We start from the raw sequence: 20,622 nt of genomic DNA, 5'->3' as shown, positions 1-20,622 counted from the left end.
TGAACACCAGCCATGACCGAAACGGGAGAACCCCATGCGCACCCTGATCAGCTCCGCCTTCGTCTCGCTCGACGGCGTCGTGGAGGCCCCCGGCGGCGAGCCCGGCTACCGGAACTCGGGGTGGACCTTCAAGGACGTGGAGTTCCTCCCCGAGGTCTACGCCCTCAAGGAACGCGAGCAGCAGGAGGCCGGCGCGATGCTGCTCGGCCGCGTCAGCTACGAGGCGTTCAGCCCCGTCTGGCCCGCCATGGAGGAGTTCACCCGGTACAAGGCGATCCCGAAGTACGTGGTGTCCACGACCCTCACCGAGGACGACCTCGTCGACAACTGGGGCGAGACCACCATCCTGCGCTCGCTCGACGAGGTCGCCGCGCTGAAGGAGACCGAGGGCGGCCCGATCATCGTCCACGGCAGCGCGACCCTCAACCGCGCCCTGTCGGACGCCGGTCTGATCGACCGGTACCACCTGCTCGTCTTCCCGCTGCTGCTCGGCGCCGGCAAGCGGCTGTTCAGCACGACGGACAAGGACACGCAGAAGCTGAAGCTCGTCGAGCACGAGACGTACGCCAACGGCATCCAGATGAACGTCTTCGACGTCGTCCGCTAGGGTCTTCCGTTTGGATCAGGCCGGATCAGGGAGCGGGGTCTGGTGCATGGGGTCTCCCCAGACCCACAGGGCCCGCGAGCCCGGCATGATCCAAACGAGAGGCCCTAGCCCTCGCTCGCACACTCCGCGAGGGCCTCGGTGCGGGCGCGGCGGGCGACGGCCGCGAGGACGGGGTTCGTGTCGCGGTAGTAGTGCTCGGTCACCAGGCCCCAGGCCAGGGCCCAGCCGCGGCCGCGCGCCCAGGTGGCGTCGTCGACCTCGGCGGCCTCGCGGAACAGCGGGCGGGTGTCGGCGGTGAACAGCGTCCAGGCGGGCATCATGTCGCAGGCCGGGTCGCCGGTGCCCAGGCCGCCGAAGTCGATGACGGCGCTGAGCCGGCCGTCACGGCCCAGCAGGTTGCCCGGCAGCAGGTCGCCGTGGATCCAGACGGGCGGCCCGTCCCACTGCGGGAGCCGCAGGACCGCCTCCCAGGAGGCGAGGGCGAGTTCCGCGTCGACGACGCCGTCGGCCGCGAGGTCCCGGACGGCGCCCGGCAGGTGCCCGTCCTCCCACGCGGTGACGTGGCCGCCCCGGAACGAGGTGGACCCCGCGCTCGCGTCGACGGTACGCAGGGCGGCGCCGAAACGGCCCAACTCGACGGCTGCGTGGGCGAGATCGACCAGCGGGACGTTGTACGTGTCGTCCCCGTCGAGCCAGCGATAGACCGACCAGGGCAGCGGGAACTCCTCGCTCGCCCCGGCCCGCCCCACCGGGACGGGGACGTCGAGCGGCAGGTGCGGGGCGAGCAGGGGCAGCCAGCGCTGCTCCTTCTCGACGTGGTGGGCCGCGTACGGGACGCGGGGCAGCCGTACGACGAGGTCGTCACCGAGGCGGAACATCGCGTTGTCCGTACCGGCCGAGGCCACGGCCCGTACCGGGAGGTCCGCCCACTCGGGGAACTGCCCGGCGACGAGCCTCTCGACGAGCGCGGTGTCGATGTCGAGCTCGTCGGGTTGCATCTTGGTGGTGGCTGCCATGGAGGGGAGGCTAGCGAGCGCCCCTCGCGCCGGGCCAGGCGTTTTCCCACGCACCCCGCCGCCCACGCCCCTACGCGTCCACGGCCTCGCGCCACGTCCGTACCGCCTCGGCCGAGACCGGGGCCGCCCAGCCCTGGGGGCGGGCCGCGCCGCCGATGTGGAAGGCGTCGAGGCCCGCCGCGCGAAGTTCCGGAAGGTGGTCGAGGCGGAGGCCGCCGCCGACGAGGATCCGGGCCTCGTAGCCGGGCTCGCCCGCACGGGCGGCCTCGGCCTTGAGGGTGGCGAGGCCGTCGTCGACGCCGGTGGCGGCGCCTGCGGTGAGGTAGGTGTCGAGGCCGGGCAGGTCGGCGAGGCGCTTGCGGAGCCCGTCGCGGTCGGCGGCGCGGTCGATCGCCCGGTGGAAGGTCCAGCGGGCCCCGTCGAGGACGGTGACGAGCCGCTCGACGGCCACGAGGTCGGGTTCGCCGTCGGGGGTGAGGAAGCCGAGGACGAACTCGGTCGCGCCCGCCGCGCGGAGTTCCTCCGCCCGGCGGACCAGGGCGTCGGTGTCGCCGGCCGCGAAGCCGTCGGCGAGGCGGAGCATCACGCGCAGCGGGATGTCGACGGCAGCCCGGATGGTGGCGAAGGACGCCGTGGACGGGCTGAGCCCGTCCGCCGCCATGTCGGCGACGAGTTCGAGCCGGTCGGCGCCGCCGGTCTGGGCGGCGACCGCGTCCTCCTCGTCGAGGGCGATCACCTCAAGGACTGCACGGTTGCTCATCGAGGCCCATTTCTCCATAAATGACGGCTACAGGTCTAGTCCAATGACCAGCCTAGCCGTGCTCGTGACCTCCCGCATCGTGCGTCGCCTCACCGGCCGCCGGAGCGGGCGCCTCGGCGGGGGTTCCGGTCGCGCCCGCCGTGACCGTGAAGGCCGCCGTGCGCACCTTGCCCTGGTGCTGGAAGTCGAGGAACAGACGGTACGCGCCGGCGCTGGGCGCGGTCGCCGTGAAGGAGACGTCCGGACCGGGGCCGCCCTCGTTCGGGTGCACGTGGAGGTAGGCGAGGTCGCCGTCGCGGAGGGCGACGAGGTGTCCGTACGCCCCGAGGTAGGGCTCCAGGTCGGTGACGGGCTTCCCGGCCTTGGTGACGGTGAGCCTGAGCTCGCCGGCCTTGCCCGGGTTCAGGGTGCCGCCGAGTCGGACCTGGTAGCCGTCGACGGTCGCGGTCCGGTTCACGGCGGGGAGCGGCTTCGGGGCGTACGCGCCCGGGACCGCGAGGTCGACGCCGAGCGTGATGCCCTTGGCGCCGGGCGCGGCGGGCTTGAAGTCCGCGAAGGCCTTGTAACCGCCGGCCGCGGGGAGGTCGACGGGGGTCGTCCAGGTGCCGTCGGCGGCCTTCACGGGGTGCAGGTGCCGGAAGGTGCCGAGGTCGCGCGAGGCGACGATGAAGTGCAGTTCCTTGCCGTGCTCGGTGGTGAAGGCGGTGACCTTCCTGCCGGCCGCGTCCTTGATGGAGAACTTCAGGACGCTCTTGCCGACGGCGGGCTTCGGGGTCTCCACGGCCAGGGTGTAGCCGTCCTGGGAGACCTGGAGGCCGCCGGGGAGGTTCGCCGCGGCGGAGGCGTCCGTGGCGGCGCCCTCCTCGTGGCCGGCGTGGCCGTCGGCGCCCTTCGAAGGAGCGGCCGCGTGGTCACCGTGTCCGGCCTTCTTCGGCTCCTCGACGGGGCCGACTCCCTTGCCGACCCCGTACGCGGTCCCGAAGGTCGCGGCGAGCGCGGCGGCAAAGGCAGTGATCTTCACTCCGGTGTTCATGACTGCTCTCCCGTACGTGGGTGGCGTGGGTAACCGTCCTCTGCACCTCACCATACCCCTGGGGGGTATCAAGTCAAGTCGGGGATCCGCTTGCCATGGATACCACCGGGGGGTATACATGAACCCGACAGCCGAATACCCCCCGAGGGTATCGGGAAGTGGAATCCGACCGAGGAGGAAGCCATGGGCTCCTGCTGCACCCCGGACAACAGCTGCTCGACCACGGAGGCCACCGCCGTCGCGGTCGCCGACAGCACCGCCACGGTCTACGCCGTCTCCGGCATGACCTGCGGCCACTGCAAGACCGCGATCACCAAGTCCGTCAGCGCGCTCGACGGCGTCATCTCCGTCGACGTCGACGTCGCCGGCGGCCTGGTGACCGTGACCACCGGCGGCGAGCCCGACGACGCCGCGATCACCGCGGCCGTCGACGACGCGGGCTACGAGCTGACCGGCCGCGCCTGAGCAGCCGCCCCACCCAGGCCGCCGGGGCCCGCCCGCCAGCACGCTCGGGCCCCGGCCCCCGAACGCCGGCCCGAGCCACTTCAGCGCGGTCGCCACTACCGGCGAGTGAGCCGAAGGGGTGCGCCGGGGGAACAGGGACGAGCGCGCGGAGCCTCCCGAGGAACGAGGGAGGCGAGCACGGTCGGCCCTGTGAGCCCGGCTCCAGCGCCCCGGAGGGGAACCGAGCCCGCAAAAAGAGGAGAGCAGGAAATGACCACGACCACTCCGGGCACCGCCCAGGTCGAGCTCGCCATCGGCGGCATGACCTGCGCCTCGTGCGCGGCCCGTATCGAGAAGAAGCTCAACCGCATGGACGGGGTCGAGGCCACCGTCAACTACGCCACCGAGAAGGCGAAGGTCACCTTCGACGCCGACATCGACGTCGCCGACCTCATCGCGACCGTCGAGGCCACCGGATACACAGCCACCGAGCCCGCGCCCCCGAAGAGCGAGGCGCCGGGCGCCGAGGGTCCCACCGACGAGGAGAAGGCCGACGAGGAGCTGCGGCCCCTCAAGCAGCGGCTGATCACCGCCGTCACGCTCGCCGTACCGGTCATCGCGATGGCGATGATCCCGGCGCTGCAGATCGAGTACTGGCAGTGGCTGAGCCTCACGCTCGCCGCGCCGGTCGTCGTCTACGCCGCCTGGCCGTTCCACCGGGCCGCCTGGACGAACGCCAGGCACGGCGCGGCGACGATGGACACCCTGATCTCGGTCGGCACGATCGCCGCGTTCCTGTGGTCCCTGTGGGCGCTGTTCTTCGGTACGGCCGGCACGCCCGGGATGACCCACCCCTTCGAGTTCACCATCGCCCGTACCGACGGCGCAGGGAACATCTACCTGGAGGCCGCGGCCGGCGTCACCGCCTTCATCCTGGCCGGCCGCTACTTCGAGGCCCGCTCGAAGCGCAAGGCGGGCGCCGCGCTCAAGGCCCTGATGCAGCTGGGCGCCAAGGAGGTCACCGTCCTGCGGGGCGGCCGTGAGGTCACCGTACCCACCGCCGAACTCCAGGTCGGGACGCGCTTCCTGGTCCGTCCCGGCGAGAAGATCGCCACCGACGGCACCGTCGTCGAGGGCTCCTCCGCCGTCGACGCCTCCATGCTCACCGGCGAGTCCGTCCCCGTCGAGGTCTCCGTCGGCGACTCCGTCACCGGCGCCACCCTGAACGCCGGCGGCCGGCTGGTCGTCGAGGCCACCCGCGTCGGCTCCGACACCCAGCTCGCCCGGATGGCGAAGCTGGTGGAGGACGCCCAGAACGGCAAGGCCGCCGCCCAGCGCCTCGCCGACAAGATCTCGGCCGTCTTCGTGCCGATCGTCATCGCGCTCGCGCTCGGCACCCTCGGCTTCTGGCTCGGCACCGGACAGGGACTCACCGCCGCGTTCACCGCCGCCGTCGCCGTCCTGATCATCGCCTGCCCCTGCGCCCTCGGCCTCGCCACCCCGACCGCCCTCATGGTCGGCACCGGCCGCGGCGCCCAGCTCGGCATCCTCATCAAGGGACCCGAGGTCCTGGAGACCACCCGCAAGGTCGACACCATCGTCCTCGACAAGACCGGCACCGTCACCACCGGCCGGATGACCCTGATCAAGGTCCACACCGCCGCCGGTACGGACGAGACCGACGTCCTGCGCCTCGCGGGCGCCCTGGAGCACTCCTCCGAGCACCCCATCGCCCAGGCCGTCGCCACCGGCGCCGCCGCCAAGGTCGGCACCCTTCCCACCCCCGAGGACTTCGCCAACATCCCCGGCCTCGGCGTGCAGGGCGTCGTCGAGGGCCACGCGGTCCTCGTCGGCCGCGAGAAGCTGCTCACCGAATGGGCGATGGAGCTGCCGCAGTCGCTGAAGTCCGCGAAGGACGCGGCGGAGCAGGCCGGCAAGACCGCCATCGCGGTGGCCTGGGACGGCGAGGCCCGCGCGGTCCTGGAGGTCGCCGACGCGATCAAGGAGACCAGCCCGGAGGCCATCCGGCGGCTGCGGGCGCTCGGCCTCACGCCGATCCTGCTGACCGGTGACAACAAGGCGGTCGCCGAGTCCGTCGCCGCCGAGGTCGGCATCGACGAGGTCATCGCCGAGGTCATGCCGCAGGACAAGGTCGACGTGGTCAAGCGCCTCCAGGGCGAGGGACGTTCGGTCGCCATGGTCGGCGACGGCGTCAACGACGCCGCCGCGCTCGCCCAGGCCGACCTGGGTCTGGCGATGGGCACCGGGACGGACGCCGCCATCGAGGCAGGCGACCTGACCCTGGTCCGCGGGGACCTGCGGGCCGCCGCCGACGCCATCCGGCTCTCCCGCAAGACGCTCGGCACGATCCGCTCGAACCTGTTCTGGGCCTTCGCCTACAACGTGGCGGCCCTGCCGCTCGCCGCGGCCGGACTGCTCAACCCGATGATCGCGGGCGCGGCCATGGCCTTCTCCTCGGTCTTCGTCGTCGGCAACAGCCTCCGCCTGCGGGGCTTCCAGGCCGCCGACCGCTGACGGACCCGCCCTTCCCCGCCAATCTCCGAGGAGCCCGCCGTGGCCGGTTACGGACAGCACAAGGAAGACATCATCAGACGCCTGCGGCGTATCGAGGGCCAGGTCAGGGGGGTGCAGCGGATGGTCGACGAGGACGTCTACTGCATCGACGTCCTCACCCAGGTCTCCGCCATCAACGCGGCCCTCCAGTCCTGCGCGGTGGCCCTGCTCGACGAGCACCTGAGCTGCTGTGTCACGGAGGCCATCGCCCAGGGCGGCGACCAGGCCAAGGAGAAGGTGAACGAGGCTTCGAAGGCCATCGCCCGGCTCATCCGGACGTAGGCCTCCCCCGGGCAGGGGGGAGTTGGACCGAAGTGCCCCGCGAGGGGCCCTTCGTCGGTGTCAACCGCCCTTGCGCCCGGGGCAGTCGGCGGACAGCGTGAGGCTCAGCCGGAGACAGAGGCCGAGCAGCTTCCGGAGGAGCACCAGCTCCACCGATCCGGCGGGACCGGCGTCGCAGGCCTTCGCGCAAGGACGGTTCTTCATCAGGGTCGACATCCCGCCAGCGTACCCCTAGGGGGTATACCTGGGGAGGGGAGGCGGCCCGTACGATGAGCCGCTCGCAGGGGGAGGGGATGCACGTGCGCCGGCTGGGAGAGCTGGAGGCCGAGATCATGGACCGACTGTGGGCCTGGCAGCGGCCCGCCACGGTCCGCGAGATCGTCGACGACATCAATCGGGGACGCCGGGTCGCCTACACGACCGTGATGACCGTGGCGGACATCCTGCACCGCAAGGACTGGCTCCGCCGCGAGAAGGCCGGCCGGGCCTGGCTGTACGAGCCCGTCCGCAGCCGCGAGGAGTACACCGCCGGACTCATGCGGGACGCCCTCGGCGACAGCCAGGACCGGCCCGCCGCGCTCCTGAGGTTCGTCGAGGTCATCTCGGACGAGGACATGGCCGCCCTCGACGCGGCCCTGCGCGCCGCCCGCGGCGACCAGGACCCACCGCAGGACCCGCACCCCGGAGCCACGCACCGGGACCCGCGCCGCGGGGCCACGCACCCGGAACCGCACCCCGGCGACAAGCACCGGGAACCGCACCGCCCCCCGCGCCACGACGGCGGGAGCCCCGCATGAACCACCACGCCCTCGTGCCGCTCGGGCTCGTCGCCCTCGCCGGCTTCCTTCTCCCCCTCCTCCTCGCACGGGCACGCTGGGCCCAGCAGGTGCCCCGGCTCGCGCTCGCCGTCTGGGCCGCGTGCGGCACGGTCTTCGCGACCGCCTCCGCCCTGCTGCCCGCCCAGATGGTCCTCACCGGCGAGAGCAGCCACCGGCTGACCGACACGGTGCTCATGCTCCGGCCGCCCACCCCCGCCCAGCTGCTCGCCCTCGACGGGCGGGAGCTGTTCGCCCTCTCGCTCTCCCTCGCCTTCCTGTCGGTGCCCGCCGTCGCGTTCGCACGCCGCCTCGCCAGGGCCCGGCGGGTACGGGTGCGGCACGCGGGTCTTCTGCGGCTCGTCGGGCGGTACGACCCGGCGCTCCGCGCCACCGTCCTCGACGACGAGCGCCCCGCCGTGTACTGCCTGCCCGGCCGCTCGCGCCGGGTCGTCGTCTCCTCGGGCGCGCTGCACACCCTGACCCCCGCCCAGCTCGCGGCGGCGCTCGCGCACGAGCGGGCGCACATCGCGGGGCGCCACCATCTCCTCGTGGCGGCGGCGGAGGCCTTCGCGGCCGTCTTCCCGCGCCTCCCGCTCGCACGGCACGGCGGGTCAGCCGTACCGCTGCTCCTCGAAATGGCCGCGGACGACCGAGCCTTGCGGCGATGCACGCGGGACGCCCTGGCGACGGCGCTGTACGCGCTGGCCTCGGGGCGGGCCCCCCGGTCCGCGTTCGCGGCGGGCGGCCCCTCGGCCGCGCTGCGCATGCGGCGCATCCTCGCCCCGCACAGCGCGGGCCACCCGGTTCTGCGCGGGCTGCTGACCGTCGCGGCGGCGGGGCTCGCGATGGCGCCCCTGGTCGTCGCCTGCTGTTCGTTCCCCGGGTAATTTACTCGCTTCACCGGCCGACCCGCCGAACATCCTTATTTACTAAGCGAATTCGTAGATTTCGCATCGGTCACGGACAACTGAATTCACCGCTATCGTGGGTATCTTGGGGATCGGGCTCGGCACGTCGAAGGGTACAAAACCAATGCAGCTGGCTGGCGTTCGGACGGCCGCGGCCGGCGATGCGACGACGATATCCAGGCTGCTCGCCGACGTCATTCGGAGCAGCTACGCAGGAATCCTGGACGAAATGCCGATCCGGCGCATGGTCTCGGCCCAATGCTCACTCCCCCGCATACGCGCGGAAATTGAAATTCCCGGGGGCGCGCCCGGCTGGCTCGGCTGGCTCGTCGCGACCGACCCCGAGGGCACGCTCGTCGGCGTCGCCGCGGGCGGAGTCCCCGTACCGGGCGAGGGCGAGGTGTACGCACTCGCCGTCGCCGGCGGATCCCGCCGCCACGGAGTGGGTACGGCCCTCCTCGCGGCGGCCACGGACCGGATGCGGAGCTACGGCGCCCACGACCAGCGGGTCGAACTCCCGGCGGACGACGACCCGGCCCTCCCCTTCTACACGCACATGGGCTTCGGCCCCCTCGCCCCGCGCCGCCTGTCCCGCCCGCTGCCGCCGCCTCTTTCTTAGGGGGCTCATTCGCCTCCGGGGCGCTCAAGCCGGGCTCACAGGGCCGACCGTGCTCGCCTCCCTCGTTCCTCGGGAGGCTCCGCGCGGTGAGCGCCTCCGTGGCAGATCCACGCCATCGCGTGTTCACGCAGCCCCATCTTCTGGATCAGGGCTCGTTCCCCAGGTCAGGATGGGTCCAGCGGCGCGGTCCCGGCGGCACGGGTACCTCGTCCGGACGGCATGGACCGAGCGAGCCCCTGGAGGAGCGATGCACACACCGAGCGGCACATCCCTGCCCGTCGTGCCCGCAGCGCTCGCGCCGGTCCTGCCGTCCCGATACGACCGGGAGCGGGAGCCCGCCCGTGGGAAACAGAGGGGTCGGATCAAGTCCGACACCCTGCCGGGACTCGAATCGGTGGCCCCCGTCGACGAGGGCTCGGTCTGGCTGCACGACGCCCTGCTCGGCCCGCACAGCGCGGACATCGTCCGATACCTCAGCCTCGCCCGCTCCACCGGCGGACCCGTCCTCGACCTCGGCTCCGGCGCCGGGCGGCTCGCCGTCCCGTTCGCCCGGCACGGCTTCGCCGTGGAAGCCGTGGACCGGGACGCCTCGGCCCTGGAGCGCCTCGAAGGCTGGGCCCGCCGGATCGGCCCCCAGGTCGCCGGGCTTGTCGTCACCCACCGGTCCGAGCTCACCGAGCTGCGGCTCGAAGGGAGATACCGGCTGGCCCTGCTCGCGGGCGCCATGGTCACGGCCGTACCGCCCGCGCGGCGGCCCGAGCTGCTGCGCGAGATCGCCGGGCATCTGGAGTCGGGCGGGGCCCTGGCCCTCGACTACACCGCGCACCAACTCCCCGGACTCATCGCGGAGCCGCGCAGGACCTGGGCCTTCCAGGTGCCGCGCTTCGACGGGATCGACGAGTGGGTGGTGGCAAGACAGGTCTTCGACCTGCCCTCGATGAGCGAGCGGATCACGTACTACACGGCCAGGACCGGCAAGCTGTCCACGGAGCGGGTGGTGCTGACCACCGACAAGTGGATCGTGGACCCCGAACGGCTCGCGACGGAGCTCCACTCGGCGGGCCTGCACATCGAGGGCCGACGGCGCCACCGGATCGACGACAGGACCGAGAGCGTCCTGCTCGTGTGCAGGCCGGACGACTGACGAACGGCCGAAGAGCGCCTGACGAGGTTGACGAGCAACAGGTACGATGCCTACAAAAGTTTGAGCCGACCAGGTGGCAGGCGGAGAAGATGGCAGTCGCGGAAGAGCTGACAGGCCGCGAGGCGGTGATCCAGCGCCTGCGCGACGTAGGGCTGCGGGTCACGGGCCCGCGCCTCGAAGTGCTCACGGTGCTCGCCGCGGGGGGCCATCTCGACGTCGAGGCCATCACCACGACCGCGCGCGAGCGGCTCGGCACGCTGACCAGCCAGGCCGTGTACGAGATGCTGCGGCACTTCCAGGAGACGGGCCTGGTCAGCAAGTTCGACCGGCCCGGCCTGCCCGCCGTGTTCGAGATCTCGGGACCCGTGCACCAGCACGCGCTGTGCGTCGTCTGCGGCCGCGTGGAGAACGTCGACGCGACCGCGCCCGAGCCGCCCCGGGGTGCGCTGCCCGCGTGGCAGGTCGAGGACGCCGAGATCGTGTTCAAGGGCCTGTGCCCCGACTGCCGGTCCGAAGCCCCCACCGCCTGACGCGCCCCCCGGGCGGTCATGAGCCGCGACGGGCCGTCGTGAGCTGCCGCGAGCCGTCCTGAGCTGCGGTGAACTCCGTGCGCGCCGTTCGAATGTATGGCAGGGTGCAGCGGGGCGATTCAACAGGGTCCAGGTGGGATCCGAGGGGAGTCTGCTGCGCCGTGTCCAGAAACGCCGCCGTGGCCCGTACGGGCAGCGAACAGGCACTCGCCGTGTATCAGGCGCTCCGCTCCCGTCCCGGGGCGACCTTCGACCAGGTCGCGGACCGACTCGACCTGACCGCCGAGGAGCGGGAGCGATGTCGTGACGAACTGGTCTCCTTAGGACTGACCGCCTTCCCCGTCGACGTGCCCGCCTCCCCCGGCACACCCTCCGCCGACACCGCTCCCGTCGTCGTCGAACCCGATGTCGCCCTGCTGCGGCTGCTGCGCCGGGAGCGCGACCGCCTCCAGGAGCGACTCGCCGCCACCAGTCGCGCGCACACCGCCCTGGAGGCCCTTGCCGGACCGTTCCTGCGGGCCGGAGCGACACCGCGCGGGGAGATCGAGGTCGAGATCGTCGACGATCCCCGGCGCATCCGGTGCAGCCTCACGAACCTGACGAACTCCGTCCGGACGGCCGTGCACTTCATGTACACCGGCTCCGTCCGACGCGAGGAACTGCCGGGCGAGCTGGCCCTGGACCGCCAGTGGGCGGACCGGGGGATCCGGATCCGGGCGATGTACAGCCGGCGGGCCGCCTCGGTGCCGGAGATGGCACAGCACCTGGAGGAGCGGGCCGCGCTGGGCGTCGAGATCCGGTTCGCCTCCGTCGTACCGATGAGCATGGTCCTGGCCGACGAGAACTTCGCGCTCCTGCCGACCGATCCGCACGACCCGTCCTCCGCCGCGATCCTCGCGCGCGGACCGGGCCTCGTCCGCTCCTATCTCGCCCTGTACGAGTACTGCTGGACCGCCGCCGCCCCGTACGGCGAGGAGGAGGCGGCGGAGAAGCGCGGCGACGGCCTCTCGGAGCAGCAGCGGGCGGCGCTCCTCATGCTCGCCTCCGGCATCAAGGACGAGCAGATCGCCCGCAACCTGGGGGTCTCGCTGCGGACCGTGAGCCGGCTGCTCTCCGAGGTGATGCAGGAGCTGGGGGCGGCGAGCCGGTTCGAGGCGGGCGTGAAGGCCTCCCGGCTCGGCCTGCTGGATGCCGAGGGGGCCGAGCGCGGAATCTGAGGACGGTACACCGGCGGGGAGTTCGGAGTTCGGATGACGCACGATGGATGTCAGATCGGTCAGATCGGCATGACGGACGGCCGCCCAGCTGTGTGACAGGGTGACGGCGGCGCGACTCGAGGGAACAGGGGGTCACTTCGCCTTGATCACCACCGGCGGCGGCAGGGGTACGGAGAACGGAGCCGAGTGCTCGGAAGCACCCGATGCCGTGGTGAGGCTCTATCAGGAGCTGCGCAGGCGAGGGGTGTCGAGCGTCGCCGAGGTCGGTTCCGAGCTGCGTCTCTCTCCGGAGGAGTACGAGCGATGTAGGAACGAGCTCGCGGGCCTCGGGCTCATCGTGCCGACCAACCCCGCGCAGCACGGCGCCCGCGCGGAGCTCCGTGCGGGACTCCGCGGGGAGGGCGGCCCGGAGCAGGACGGCGACACGGTCGCGGTGATCGACCCGGAGATAGCGCTGCTCCGGCTGCTGCACCGGGAGCGCGAGCAGCTGCGCGAGCACCTCGACGAGGCGGACCGCGCGTACGGCACCCTGGAGACGCTGGCGGGGGCGTTCCTGCGGGCCGGTTCCCTCACGCGCTCGGACGCCGATGTGGAGCTGCTCAGCGACTACCGCAGGATCCAGCAGGTCCTGGAGGACATCACGGACGTCATCCAGCACAGTCTGGCGTCGATGCATCCGACGTCGCTGGTCCGCGAGGTGGCGGAGCGGGTCCTGAACCGGGACCGGCGGCAGATCGAGAACGGGGTGCGGGTCCGCGCCATGTACAGCGAGCGGGTCGTCTCCTCGCCGGAGGTGGCGGAGATGCTGCGGCGCCGGGTCGAGGCGGGCGTGGAGGTGCGGATCACCCCGGCCGTGCCCATGACGATGATCATCGCGGACGCGCAGTTCGCGGTGGTGCCGGTCGATCCGGCGGAGCCGATGGCGGGCGCGGTCCTGGCCCGCGGGCCGGCCCTGGTCCGCTCGTACCTGGGCCTGTACGAGCACTGCTGGCACACCGCGTCGCCGTACGGCGACGGCACGACGCCGGAGCAGGGCGGTGACGGGCTCTCGGAGCAGCAGCGGGCGGCGCTGACGATGCTCGCCTCGGGGATGAAGGACGAGAAGATCGCGCGGGGGCTCGGGGTGTCGCTGCGGACGGTGAGCCGCATGCTGTCCGAGCTGATGCAGGAGATGGGCGCGACGAGCCGGTTCGAGGCGGGTGTGCGGGCGCATCGGCTCGGCTGGGTCGACTGAGCGCGGCCGGTCGATCGGGCGCGCGGGAACATTGCGTACCGACCATGAGGAAAAGGCTCCGCGGTCCCCCTCTACGGGGTGACCGCGGAGCCTTATCCGCATTCCCGGCGACTCAATTGGCAGCTATCGGCGCCGGGCTGACCTTGTTCCACTCGTTTCCGTTGGACGGGGACGGGGTGGGGGTCGGGGTGGGGTCGGTGGTGGTCCCGTCGGACACACCGTCGGCCACCACGTGCTGGGGGGCCGAGACCGCGCTCGGGGCTGTCACAAGGGCCGCGCCGCCGGCGACGGCGAGACACGCGGCCGCGGCGAGGGCGAACTGACGGAAGGCCTTGCGCATACCCGTGGCGTGCTCAGCAGACATGATTCCTCCAGGAGTTGGAATGTGAATTCCGTCTTCCGGGGGCCCGTGCCGCCGGGCGTTCCCTGAAGACATCTCCATTCTGTCCCCGGCTCCGAATGAGATCCAGAGATTGTCTCTGCGTGGACCCGCCATGGCGTGGATGCGTCAATTGACGTTCTGGATAACGGAATTGAGCGATCCGGGGTGACCCATACCTTTGGTCGAACCAAAAAAGAGGTGCTAGACTTGTGCGACGGCCTTCTCGTTCCTCCAGGAGAGAGGGGCCGTCGGGGCAGGGGCGTGCCGCCGCCCCTGCCCCAACCCCCACCGCCCGGCCCCCCGCCTCGCCGACTCGCCCAGCGCCCCCCGGTACACCTCGACGGTCCGGACGGCCGACGCGCGCCAGCTCATCCCCCGCGCATGGCGCACCGCCGCCTCCCCCATCGTCTCCACCGCCTCCGGGTGCGCCGCGAGCCAGCGCAGCCGGCGCGCGTAGTCCAGCGGGTCGTGACCGCGCACCAGAAGCCCCGTCACCCCGTCCCACACCGCCGTCGGCAGCCCGCCGACCGCCGCCGCGAGCACCGGCGTCCCACAGGCCTGCGCCTCCAGGGCCACCAGGCCGAAGGACTCGCTGCGCGAGGGCACCACGAGCACGTCCGCCGCCCGGTACCAGTCCGCCAGGCGTGACTGCGGTACGGGAGGGCAGGACCGCAGCACATCGGTCACCCCGAGCTCCCGGGCGAGCCGCCAGGCCGTCCCCTCGCGCGTCGCGCCCGAATGCCCGCCGATCACCGGCACCAGAAGCCTCCCGCGGAGGTCCGGCGACTCGCGCAGCAGCTCGGCGACCGCCCGCACGAGCACGTCAGGACCCTTCAGCGGCTGTATCCGGCCCGCGTACAGCGGCACGAACGCGTCCCCCGGGAGGCCGAGGCGGGCCCGTGCCGCCGCCCGGCCGTCCCCCGGATGGAAGGTGCGCAGGTCGACCCCGGGCCGTACGACCTCGGTGCGGGCCCCCTCCGCCCCGTACAGCGAGCGCAGCGCCTCCGCCTCGTCGGCCGTGTTGGCGATCAGCCGGTCGGCGGCGCCCACCACCTGGCGCTCGCCCCGGATCCGGAGCTCCGGTTCGGGGGTGTCGCCGGCGGCGAGCGAGGCGTTCTTCACGCGGGCCAGGGTGTGGGCGGTGTGCACGAACGGGATGCGCCAGCCCACCGAGGCGATCCGGCCCGCCTGCCCGGAGAGCCAGTAGTGCGAGTGGACCAGGTCGTAGTGCCGCTCCTCCTTGAGCAGGGCGAGCGAGAAGGGCACGACGAGGTCGGGCATGGCCTCCTTCGGGAGCGCCTCGCGCGGACCCGCGCGCAGATGACGGACCCGCACACCCGGGGCGAGTTCGACGAGCGGCGGCACGTCCTCGCCCCGGCAGCGGGTGAAGAGGTCGACCTCGGCGCCCTGTTCGGCCAGGGCGCGGGACAGCTCGACCATGTAGACGTTCATCCCGCCGGCGTCCCCCGTCCCGGGCTGGTGGAGCGGGGAGGTGTGGACGCTGAGCATGGCGACGCGCAGGGACACGTGGGGCTCCTGAGGAGTGGGCCACGTGTCCCTGCGCGTCGCTCGCGCGCACGGTCACGCGGCAGGGTGGCGGAGGTGGTGAGCTACGGAACTACTTAGTTGCTTAGTAGTGGCGAAGGTCGGAGAGATCAGAACCCGAAGACCGGGCCCGACGGGGGTGCCAGACGGGTCCCGGGGAGCGGAGCCGTCAGCGCCTGCCAGTCGACCGGCCTCCCCGGCGTCACCTGGAGCGCCGCCGCGAGCCGGTCGGCGCCCTCCGGCATCACGGGCCGCGACCACGCGGACAGGGCGGACGCGAACGCCAACTGGGCCGCCAGCGCCGGGAGGTGACGGCAGGAGGTGCTGGGCCGGCACCGCTCGTGGGCGTTGACGTGACCGAAGTCGGCCGCCGACCTGACCATCTCGTCGAGCACGGCCACCGCCCGGCGCGGGTCGAACGCGTCGGGCCCGTACGCCTCGCGCAGGTCGTCCACCCCCCGGTGCAGCCGCCGCTCCAGGATCTCCCAGCCGGTGCCGCCGGGCAGCGCCTGCGGGGCGAGGCCGGCGCACTCCTCCCGTACGGCGGCGAAGAGCCGGGACAACCAACTGTTCCAGTTCTCGTCCAGCTCGCGGCGCGCCGCGGCGAGCCGCTCCCGGTGGAAGACGGTGCGGCGGCCCAGCGGACGGGCCTGGAGGACGTGGCGGCGCAGGGTGTCGGAGCCGTACTCGGTGAGCAGGTCGAGCGCCCAGACGTTGCCCTCCTGGACGCCTTCCTCGATGACGTACGACTCGTTGACGTTGAAGTCCTGCGGCAGCTTGATGTCCTGCGCGAGCAGCAGCACCGGCAGCAGCACGGCGTGGCAGAAGGAGTGCCCGAAGCCGCAGAAGTGGATCGCGCGGCGCGGCAGCGGGCCCTTCACGTCGTAGCCGAAGAGGTGCATCGCGGCGGCCTCGAAGCAGCCGTCGATCCGGTGGTCGGGGAAGCCCTCGACCGGCACGGGAAGACCCCACTCGGCGGGGTGGCCGACGGCGATGTCCGGCAGTCCGTCCTCGACGAGCGACTCGCACAGCGCGGCCAGCCGCGGCGGCAGGCCCGCCGTCGCCCAGTACTCGGCGAGCGTCTCCCGGAACGGCTCCAGGGGTACGTAGAGCCTGCGGCAGCGGCGGGCGACCGCCGGGGTGTCGCAGAGGGCGCAGCGGGCGGCGATCAGGTCGCCGCCGTCGTTGGGGCGGGCGCACTCGTGGCACATCCCGCCGTCGCTGACCGCGCCGCAGTGCGGGCACGTGCCGGTCGCGTGCGCCCCGTGCAGCCAGCGGTCGCAGGGCTCGCAGTACGGCAGGAGCCGGGTGCGGGGCGCGATCACGCCCTGCGCGAAGAGGCGGGCGAAGAGGTCCTGCACCCAGCGTCCGTAGCCCTTGTCGCGGCGCGGGCGCACGATGTGGTCGAACTCCACGCCAGAGCGCAGCCAGTCGGCGGTGATCGCGGCGCGGTAGCCCTCCGCGACCTCCTCGGGCTTGCGGTGGTGCCGCAGCGCCCGGACCTCGACGGAGCTGGCGTGGTCGGCGGTGCCGGTGGTGAACCTGACCGCCTCGCCCTCGGCGCGCAGGTAGCGGGTGAGGACGTCGGCCGCGACGTACGGCCCGGCGAGGTGGCCGATGTGGAGTTCGCCGTGGGTGGCGGGAGGGGTCGCGGTGATCCAGACGGGAGTGCTCATGGGACTGGGACCTCCTTGACGCTGTGGTGCGGTGGGCTCAGCGCGGTTCGAAGTGGAAGGAACGGATGAAGCAGTCACGCGGCTGCTCGACGGCGTACACGATGCATTCGAAGAGGGCCTGGGTGGTCAGCTTCTCGTCGGGCGCTATTCCGTCCGGATTGGATCCGTCCCATTCCGCGAAGCGCGGATCGGAGGTGGAGAAGTCGGGCGGGAAGAGGGAGAAGACCCGGACGCCGGAGGGCCGCAGCCGGCGCGAGAGGATGTCGGCGAATCCGGCCTGGGCACTCTTCGCCGCCCAGAAGGCCTCGTGGGCGGCGCCGGCGGTCGCCGCGGAGGCGCCCTCGGCGTCGCGGACGGCGACCATGTTGACGATGTCGGGCCGCAGCGAGCCGCGGAGCAGCGGCAGGAAGTGCTTCACCATGAGGACGGTGCCGCCGGCCGTCGACTCGATCGTCTCCACGATCTCGCGGTCGCTCGCCGCCTCCAGGTCCATGCCGTCGAGCCAGCGTGCGCCGTTGTTGACCAGGAGGTCGACGCGGTCGGTGTGTTCGCCGACGCGGGCCGCGAACTCGCGGATCTCGGCGGGCTTGCTGAGGTCGCAGCCGAAGGCGTGGATGCGGTCGCGGGCCGAACCCATGACTTCGGTGCGGGTGCGTTCGGCCGCCTCGACGGTCCGCGCCGAGACGTAGACCTCGGCGCCGAGATGGGCGAATCCGACGGCGAGCGCGCGGCCGAAATAGCGGGACGCTCCGGTCACGACGACACGCAGATTCTCGAATTTCATGAGTGGCTGCTCTCCCCACGGATACCGATGGCCGGTCCATTTCAGCGTGGCAGAGGAAAGGGAGTCCGGGCCTGGTGAGCGGGGTGCGCGTTCACGCCGTTGCGTGGATACGCCAGGGGAGTTGGAGCCTTTCGAGGACCTCGGCGCGCTTGTGGTGGACCCGGACGCGGTCGGGCGCGGTGGAGACGGTCACGGTGCCGCCGGGGGTGTGGACGGGGCCGCTCGGGACGGGTACGACGGTGCCGTCGAGCGCGCCGGCGGCGGCGAGGGCGGCGGCGCCGGTGAGGGCGAGCCGGGGGTGCCAGCCGCCGACGGTGAGGGCGCGGACGGAGATGCCTCGGGGGTTGCCGGTGCCTCGGGGGTTGCCGGTGCCTTTGCCGGGGCCTCCGGGGCGGCCGGTGATGGCGGCGATCTTGGGGAGGGCGGAGTGGGGTGGGTACCCGAGGAGGCGGGCGGCTGCGGCGCGGAGCACGAGCAGCCGGTCGCGCAAGGCCTCTTCGGCGTCGGGGAGGTGCCGGGCGTCGACGAAGACGTACGGGTTGCCGTAGCGGACGATCGAGACGGGGACGCCGAGGAGGACGTCGACGGGCCGGCCGGTGGGGAGGGTGCCGGGGGCGGTCGGCGCCTTGAGGAAACTGAGCGTGTACGCGTCCCCGCCGGGCTCGGGCTCGCAGAGCACCGTGTCCCCGGTGGTCACCGCGCGGACGGTGACGGGCCCGGGCCGCTCCGCGGCGACGACACAGGCGAGCAGCGAGTGCCCGCAGCCGGCACGGAAGTCGAACCGCCCGTCGGGGAGGGCCTGCACGAACCGGTAGCCGAGGGCGTGACCGGGCCGGCCGGTGGGCCCGTAGAGGGCGATCTTGTCGAGCCGGGGGTACGCCGTCCCGGCCAGCGCGTCGCGCAACCGGGCCAGCTCGTCCCCCAGGACGAGCGAGCTGACGGGCAACTGGTCGACCCGCAGGACGAGGGTGGGCCCGGGCGCGTCCTCGGCGCGGACGACGGTGGCGCCGGTCGCGGGGACGACGGCGACGCGGCCTCGGCCCCCCGTCACGGGGCCGGAGCCCCAGGGCCCCCCGGTACTGACGGGTCCGGGACGCCGAGGTCCCGGGTCATCAGGCCGCACAGCCCACCGGGATCCGCATGCCCTGGACGACCTCCGTCCACAGTTCGTGGACGGCCAGGGCCCAGAGCGTCAGGGCGTCGTGCTGCGAGGGGCGTTCGAGGTGGCGGGCGAGGAGTTTCTGGACCCGGTCGGCGCGGACCTTTCCGCCGAGGACGAGCCGGGCCGGGGAGAGCAGTTCGCGGACGGTCTCCAGGAGCGGGGTGCCGGGGGCGAGCATCGCCGCGAGGGGCAGCGTGAACGGCTGCTTCGGCCGCCGCAGGACCGAGGAGGGCAGCAGCTCCGCGCCCGCCTCGTACAGCGCGCGCTTCCCCGTCCGCGCCGCCGTCGGCAACGCCCGCGCGTGCGTCACGACGGACGGCTGGCAGAAAGGCATCCGCGCCTCGACGGCCCAGGCCATGGACAGGTGGTCGACGCGCCGCAGGTGGTACGCGGGGAGTCGCCAGCGTGTCTCGAACGCGGTCATCGCGGTGAGCCGGTCGGCTCCGACGGCCTCCGCCGAGCGCAGTTCCTGTTCGATGCGGTCGGCGGCCGAGCCCTGGTCGGCGATGTGGGCACGGTAGTTGGCGGTGTAGAGGTGCTCGCGGAGCAGTCGGGGCGCGGCCGACAGGGCGTCCGCGTAGGTGCCGGCCCAGTCGGCTCCGGCCGGCGCGTCGAGGGCCGCGCGCATCCGGTCGTACCCGCCGAAGAGCTCGTCGGCGCCGTCGCCGGTGAGGGCGACGGTGAAGCCGTTCTCGCGGACGGCGCGGAAGAGCGCGTACGTCGAGAGGGTGATGGGATCGGCGTTGGGCTGGCCGAGGTGGCGGACGGTCCGGGTGAGGAGGGAGACGAGTTCGTCGGGGTCGACGGCGACCTCGTGGTGGACGGTCCGGGTCCGGCGGGCGACGGAACGGGCGTACGCGGCCTCGGAGTCGGGCCAGCGACCCCGGTAGGTGAGGTGGAAGCTGTGCAGCGGCGGCGCGTCGGTCTCGCGGGCGTGCTCGGCGGCGAGCGCGGTGACGAGCCCGGAGTCGAGGCCGCCGCTGGTGATGGCGCAGACGGGCACGTCGGCCTCGGCGAGCCTGCGCACCTCGTGGCGCAGGACGTCCTGGGTGCCGCCGGCGGGGTCGGCGCGGTGGGTGCCGCGGCGGCGTACGACGGGCGCGGCGCCGGGCCGGACGAAGGCGGTGGCTCCGGGCGGCAGGACGCTGACGCCGTCGAGCGCGGTGTGGGTGGAGAAGGAGGTCCGGGTGGCGAGGACGGTGTCGAGGGACTCCTCGCGCGGGGAGATCCGTACGCCTTCGAAGGCGAGGAGGGCGGGGATCTCGGAGGCGAAGCGGGTGGAGCCGTCGTAGGGGTCGTGGTGCAGGTGGATCGGCTTCATTCCCATGTCGTCGACGGCGAGGAGGAGTTGGGTGCTGCCGGGCCGCAGGTCGAGGACGGCGACGGCGAACATGCCGTCGAGGTGCTCGGCGAAGGCGGGGCCGTACTCGGCGTAGAGCGCGGGCAGCAGCGTGCCGTCGCAGCGGTCGGGGAACCGGTGGCCGCGGGCGGCGAGGGCGCGGCGCAGCTCGGCGTGGTTGTAGATCTCGCCGTTGAGCACGGCGAGGATGCCGGGCAGGTGGGGCAGCCGGTAGGGCTGCTGTCCGCCGCAGGGGTCGGTCACGGCGAGCCTGTCGCAGCCGAGGGACCAGCCGGGCCCGCTGAGCACCTGGTGCTCGTCGGGCCCGCCGTGGCGCTGCCGGGCGGACACCGCCGCGAGCTGGGCCGGCTCGGGGCGGTCCGCCCCGGCGGCGAAGGAGCCGAGGATCCTGCACATACCGGTCACCCTCCAAGCACGTCATCACACCACCCGGAACACCCAATGATTTGAATCTACCAACTTTTTGAATGGCGCGTAAGTGCCATGTCCGGTTCACGCCACGGGTTGGCCTTGCGACGCCCCCACCA

Annotated in this window: 20 protein-coding genes and 1 pseudogene; 11 read left to right on the top strand and 10 right to left on the bottom strand. The window is 72.7% G+C overall.

Annotated elements, in window-relative coordinates; genetic code table 11:
- Positions 1-34 precede the first annotated feature (34 nt).
- The gene (locus tag IO20_RS0134710) at positions 35-607 is read left to right on the top strand and encodes a dihydrofolate reductase family protein (RefSeq protein ID WP_030550141.1); all 573 of its coding nucleotides are present in this window, start codon (positions 35-37) and stop codon (positions 605-607) included.
- A gap of 104 nt (positions 608-711) precedes the next feature.
- Here IO20_RS0134710 and IO20_RS0134705 read toward each other — a convergent pair whose 3' ends face one another.
- From IO20_RS0134705 to IO20_RS0134695, 3 genes are all read right to left on the bottom strand, one after another.
- Positions 712-1,623: an aminoglycoside phosphotransferase family protein gene (locus tag IO20_RS0134705; RefSeq protein ID WP_030550143.1), complete on the bottom strand. Its 912-nt coding sequence runs from the start codon at positions 1,621-1,623 to the stop codon at positions 712-714.
- Between the two features lie 70 nt (positions 1,624-1,693).
- Positions 1,694-2,383 carry a copper homeostasis protein CutC gene (locus IO20_RS0134700; RefSeq protein WP_030550145.1) on the bottom strand — a complete coding sequence of 230 codons (690 nt, stop codon included), beginning with the start codon at positions 2,381-2,383 and terminating at the stop codon, positions 1,694-1,696.
- 52 nt (positions 2,384-2,435) lie between these two features.
- Positions 2,436-3,416 (bottom strand): hypothetical protein, encoded by a 981-nt coding sequence (locus tag IO20_RS0134695; protein WP_030550147.1) that lies wholly within the window; start codon positions 3,414-3,416, stop codon positions 2,436-2,438.
- A 183-nt stretch (positions 3,417-3,599) separates the two neighbouring features.
- Here IO20_RS0134695 and IO20_RS0134690 point away from each other — a divergent pair, with 183 nt between their 5' ends.
- From IO20_RS0134690 to IO20_RS0134680, 3 genes are all read left to right on the top strand, one after another.
- Positions 3,600-3,881 carry a heavy-metal-associated domain-containing protein gene (locus tag IO20_RS0134690; RefSeq protein WP_030221677.1) on the top strand — a complete coding sequence of 94 codons (282 nt, stop codon included), beginning with the start codon at positions 3,600-3,602 and terminating at the stop codon, positions 3,879-3,881.
- Between the two features lie 249 nt (positions 3,882-4,130).
- Positions 4,131-6,395, top strand: coding sequence for a heavy metal translocating P-type ATPase (locus IO20_RS0134685; protein ID WP_030550149.1), 2,265 nt, complete (start codon positions 4,131-4,133; stop codon positions 6,393-6,395).
- 39 nt (positions 6,396-6,434) lie between these two features.
- Complete coding sequence (locus IO20_RS0134680; protein WP_051751649.1) at positions 6,435-6,716, top strand: metal-sensitive transcriptional regulator; 282 nt, start codon at positions 6,435-6,437, stop codon at positions 6,714-6,716.
- A gap of 60 nt (positions 6,717-6,776) precedes the next feature.
- Here the strand turns inward: IO20_RS0134680 and IO20_RS40630 are convergent, their stop codons facing one another.
- Complete coding sequence (locus IO20_RS40630; protein ID WP_157850876.1) at positions 6,777-6,932, bottom strand: hypothetical protein; 156 nt, start codon at positions 6,930-6,932, stop codon at positions 6,777-6,779.
- 83 nt (positions 6,933-7,015) lie between these two features.
- Here IO20_RS40630 and IO20_RS0134670 point away from each other — a divergent pair.
- From IO20_RS0134670 to IO20_RS0134640, 7 genes and pseudogenes are all read left to right on the top strand, one after another.
- Positions 7,016-7,363 (top strand): annotated as a pseudogene (locus tag IO20_RS0134670) (BlaI/MecI/CopY family transcriptional regulator); the annotation flags it as partial.
- A 146-nt stretch (positions 7,364-7,509) separates the two neighbouring features.
- A complete protein-coding gene (locus IO20_RS0134665; RefSeq protein WP_030550151.1) occupies positions 7,510-8,421 on the top strand; it encodes a M56 family metallopeptidase in 912 nt (303 codons plus the stop codon).
- 250 nt (positions 8,422-8,671) lie between these two features.
- The gene (locus IO20_RS0134660) at positions 8,672-9,061 is read left to right on the top strand and encodes a GNAT family N-acetyltransferase (RefSeq protein WP_245685165.1); all 390 of its coding nucleotides are present in this window, start codon (positions 8,672-8,674) and stop codon (positions 9,059-9,061) included.
- A gap of 247 nt (positions 9,062-9,308) precedes the next feature.
- On the top strand, positions 9,309-10,205 hold the full coding sequence (locus IO20_RS37985) for an SAM-dependent methyltransferase (protein WP_051874470.1): 897 nt from the start codon (positions 9,309-9,311) through the stop codon (positions 10,203-10,205).
- Between the two features lie 89 nt (positions 10,206-10,294).
- Positions 10,295-10,735 (top strand): Fur family transcriptional regulator, encoded by a 441-nt coding sequence (locus tag IO20_RS0134650; RefSeq protein WP_030550157.1) that lies wholly within the window; start codon positions 10,295-10,297, stop codon positions 10,733-10,735.
- A 161-nt stretch (positions 10,736-10,896) separates the two neighbouring features.
- The gene (locus tag IO20_RS0134645) at positions 10,897-11,952 is read left to right on the top strand and encodes a helix-turn-helix transcriptional regulator (protein ID WP_030550159.1); all 1,056 of its coding nucleotides are present in this window, start codon (positions 10,897-10,899) and stop codon (positions 11,950-11,952) included.
- Between the two features lie 211 nt (positions 11,953-12,163).
- The gene (locus IO20_RS0134640; protein WP_245685164.1) at positions 12,164-13,186 is read left to right on the top strand and encodes a helix-turn-helix transcriptional regulator; all 1,023 of its coding nucleotides are present in this window, start codon (positions 12,164-12,166) and stop codon (positions 13,184-13,186) included.
- A 112-nt stretch (positions 13,187-13,298) separates the two neighbouring features.
- Here the strand turns inward: IO20_RS0134640 and IO20_RS0134635 are convergent, their stop codons facing one another.
- From IO20_RS0134635 to asnB, 6 genes are all read right to left on the bottom strand, one after another.
- Positions 13,299-13,550, bottom strand: a complete 252-nt coding sequence (locus IO20_RS0134635; RefSeq protein WP_030221653.1) for a hypothetical protein — start codon at positions 13,548-13,550, stop codon at positions 13,299-13,301.
- A gap of 219 nt (positions 13,551-13,769) precedes the next feature.
- Positions 13,770-15,077 (bottom strand): D-inositol-3-phosphate glycosyltransferase, encoded by a 1,308-nt coding sequence (mshA, locus tag IO20_RS0134630; RefSeq protein ID WP_078946005.1) that lies wholly within the window; start codon positions 15,075-15,077, stop codon positions 13,770-13,772.
- A 146-nt stretch (positions 15,078-15,223) separates the two neighbouring features.
- The gene (locus IO20_RS0134625) at positions 15,224-16,789 is read right to left on the bottom strand and encodes a class I tRNA ligase family protein (RefSeq protein WP_030550167.1); all 1,566 of its coding nucleotides are present in this window, start codon (positions 16,787-16,789) and stop codon (positions 15,224-15,226) included.
- 37 nt (positions 16,790-16,826) lie between these two features.
- On the bottom strand, positions 16,827-17,573 hold the full coding sequence (locus IO20_RS0134620) for an SDR family oxidoreductase (RefSeq protein WP_030550169.1): 747 nt from the start codon (positions 17,571-17,573) through the stop codon (positions 16,827-16,829).
- A 91-nt stretch (positions 17,574-17,664) separates the two neighbouring features.
- Complete coding sequence (locus IO20_RS0134615; RefSeq protein ID WP_051874472.1) at positions 17,665-18,624, bottom strand: 2-methylaconitate cis-trans isomerase PrpF family protein; 960 nt, start codon at positions 18,622-18,624, stop codon at positions 17,665-17,667.
- A 61-nt stretch (positions 18,625-18,685) separates the two neighbouring features.
- Positions 18,686-20,491 carry an asparagine synthase (glutamine-hydrolyzing) gene (asnB, locus tag IO20_RS0134610; RefSeq protein ID WP_030550173.1) on the bottom strand — a complete coding sequence of 602 codons (1,806 nt, stop codon included), beginning with the start codon at positions 20,489-20,491 and terminating at the stop codon, positions 18,686-18,688.
- Between the last annotated feature and the right edge of the window lie 131 nt (positions 20,492-20,622).

This window comes from Streptomyces exfoliatus (assembly GCF_000725545.1).
Taxonomy (GTDB): Bacteria; Actinomycetota; Actinomycetes; order Streptomycetales; family Streptomycetaceae; genus Streptomyces; species Streptomyces exfoliatus.
This window is presented reverse-complemented; position numbering and strand designations above follow the sequence as displayed.

Coding starts and splice junctions, on each gene's coding strand:
- mshA (WP_078946005.1), bottom strand. CDS start 15,077: ATGCTCAGCGTCCACACCTCCCCGCTCCACCAGCCCGGGACGGGGGAC.
- IO20_RS0134685 (WP_030550149.1), top strand. CDS start 4,131: ATGACCACGACCACTCCGGGCACCGCCCAGGTCGAGCTCGCCATCGGC.
- IO20_RS0134625 (WP_030550167.1), bottom strand. CDS start 16,789: ATGAGCACTCCCGTCTGGATCACCGCGACCCCTCCCGCCACCCACGGC.
- IO20_RS0134695 (WP_030550147.1), bottom strand. CDS start 3,416: ATGAACACCGGAGTGAAGATCACTGCCTTTGCCGCCGCGCTCGCCGCG.
- IO20_RS0134710 (WP_030550141.1), top strand. CDS start 35: ATGCGCACCCTGATCAGCTCCGCCTTCGTCTCGCTCGACGGCGTCGTG.
- IO20_RS0134665 (WP_030550151.1), top strand. CDS start 7,510: ATGAACCACCACGCCCTCGTGCCGCTCGGGCTCGTCGCCCTCGCCGGC.
- IO20_RS40630 (WP_157850876.1), bottom strand. CDS start 6,932: ATGTCGACCCTGATGAAGAACCGTCCTTGCGCGAAGGCCTGCGACGCC.
- IO20_RS0134660 (WP_245685165.1), top strand. CDS start 8,672: ATGCCGATCCGGCGCATGGTCTCGGCCCAATGCTCACTCCCCCGCATA.
- IO20_RS0134700 (WP_030550145.1), bottom strand. CDS start 2,383: ATGAGCAACCGTGCAGTCCTTGAGGTGATCGCCCTCGACGAGGAGGAC.
- IO20_RS0134650 (WP_030550157.1), top strand. CDS start 10,295: ATGGCAGTCGCGGAAGAGCTGACAGGCCGCGAGGCGGTGATCCAGCGC.
- IO20_RS37985 (WP_051874470.1), top strand. CDS start 9,309: ATGCACACACCGAGCGGCACATCCCTGCCCGTCGTGCCCGCAGCGCTC.
- IO20_RS0134705 (WP_030550143.1), bottom strand. CDS start 1,623: ATGGCAGCCACCACCAAGATGCAACCCGACGAGCTCGACATCGACACC.
- IO20_RS0134620 (WP_030550169.1), bottom strand. CDS start 17,573: ATGAAATTCGAGAATCTGCGTGTCGTCGTGACCGGAGCGTCCCGCTAT.
- asnB (WP_030550173.1), bottom strand. CDS start 20,491: ATGTGCAGGATCCTCGGCTCCTTCGCCGCCGGGGCGGACCGCCCCGAG.
- IO20_RS0134635 (WP_030221653.1), bottom strand. CDS start 13,550: ATGTCTGCTGAGCACGCCACGGGTATGCGCAAGGCCTTCCGTCAGTTC.
- IO20_RS0134690 (WP_030221677.1), top strand. CDS start 3,600: ATGGGCTCCTGCTGCACCCCGGACAACAGCTGCTCGACCACGGAGGCC.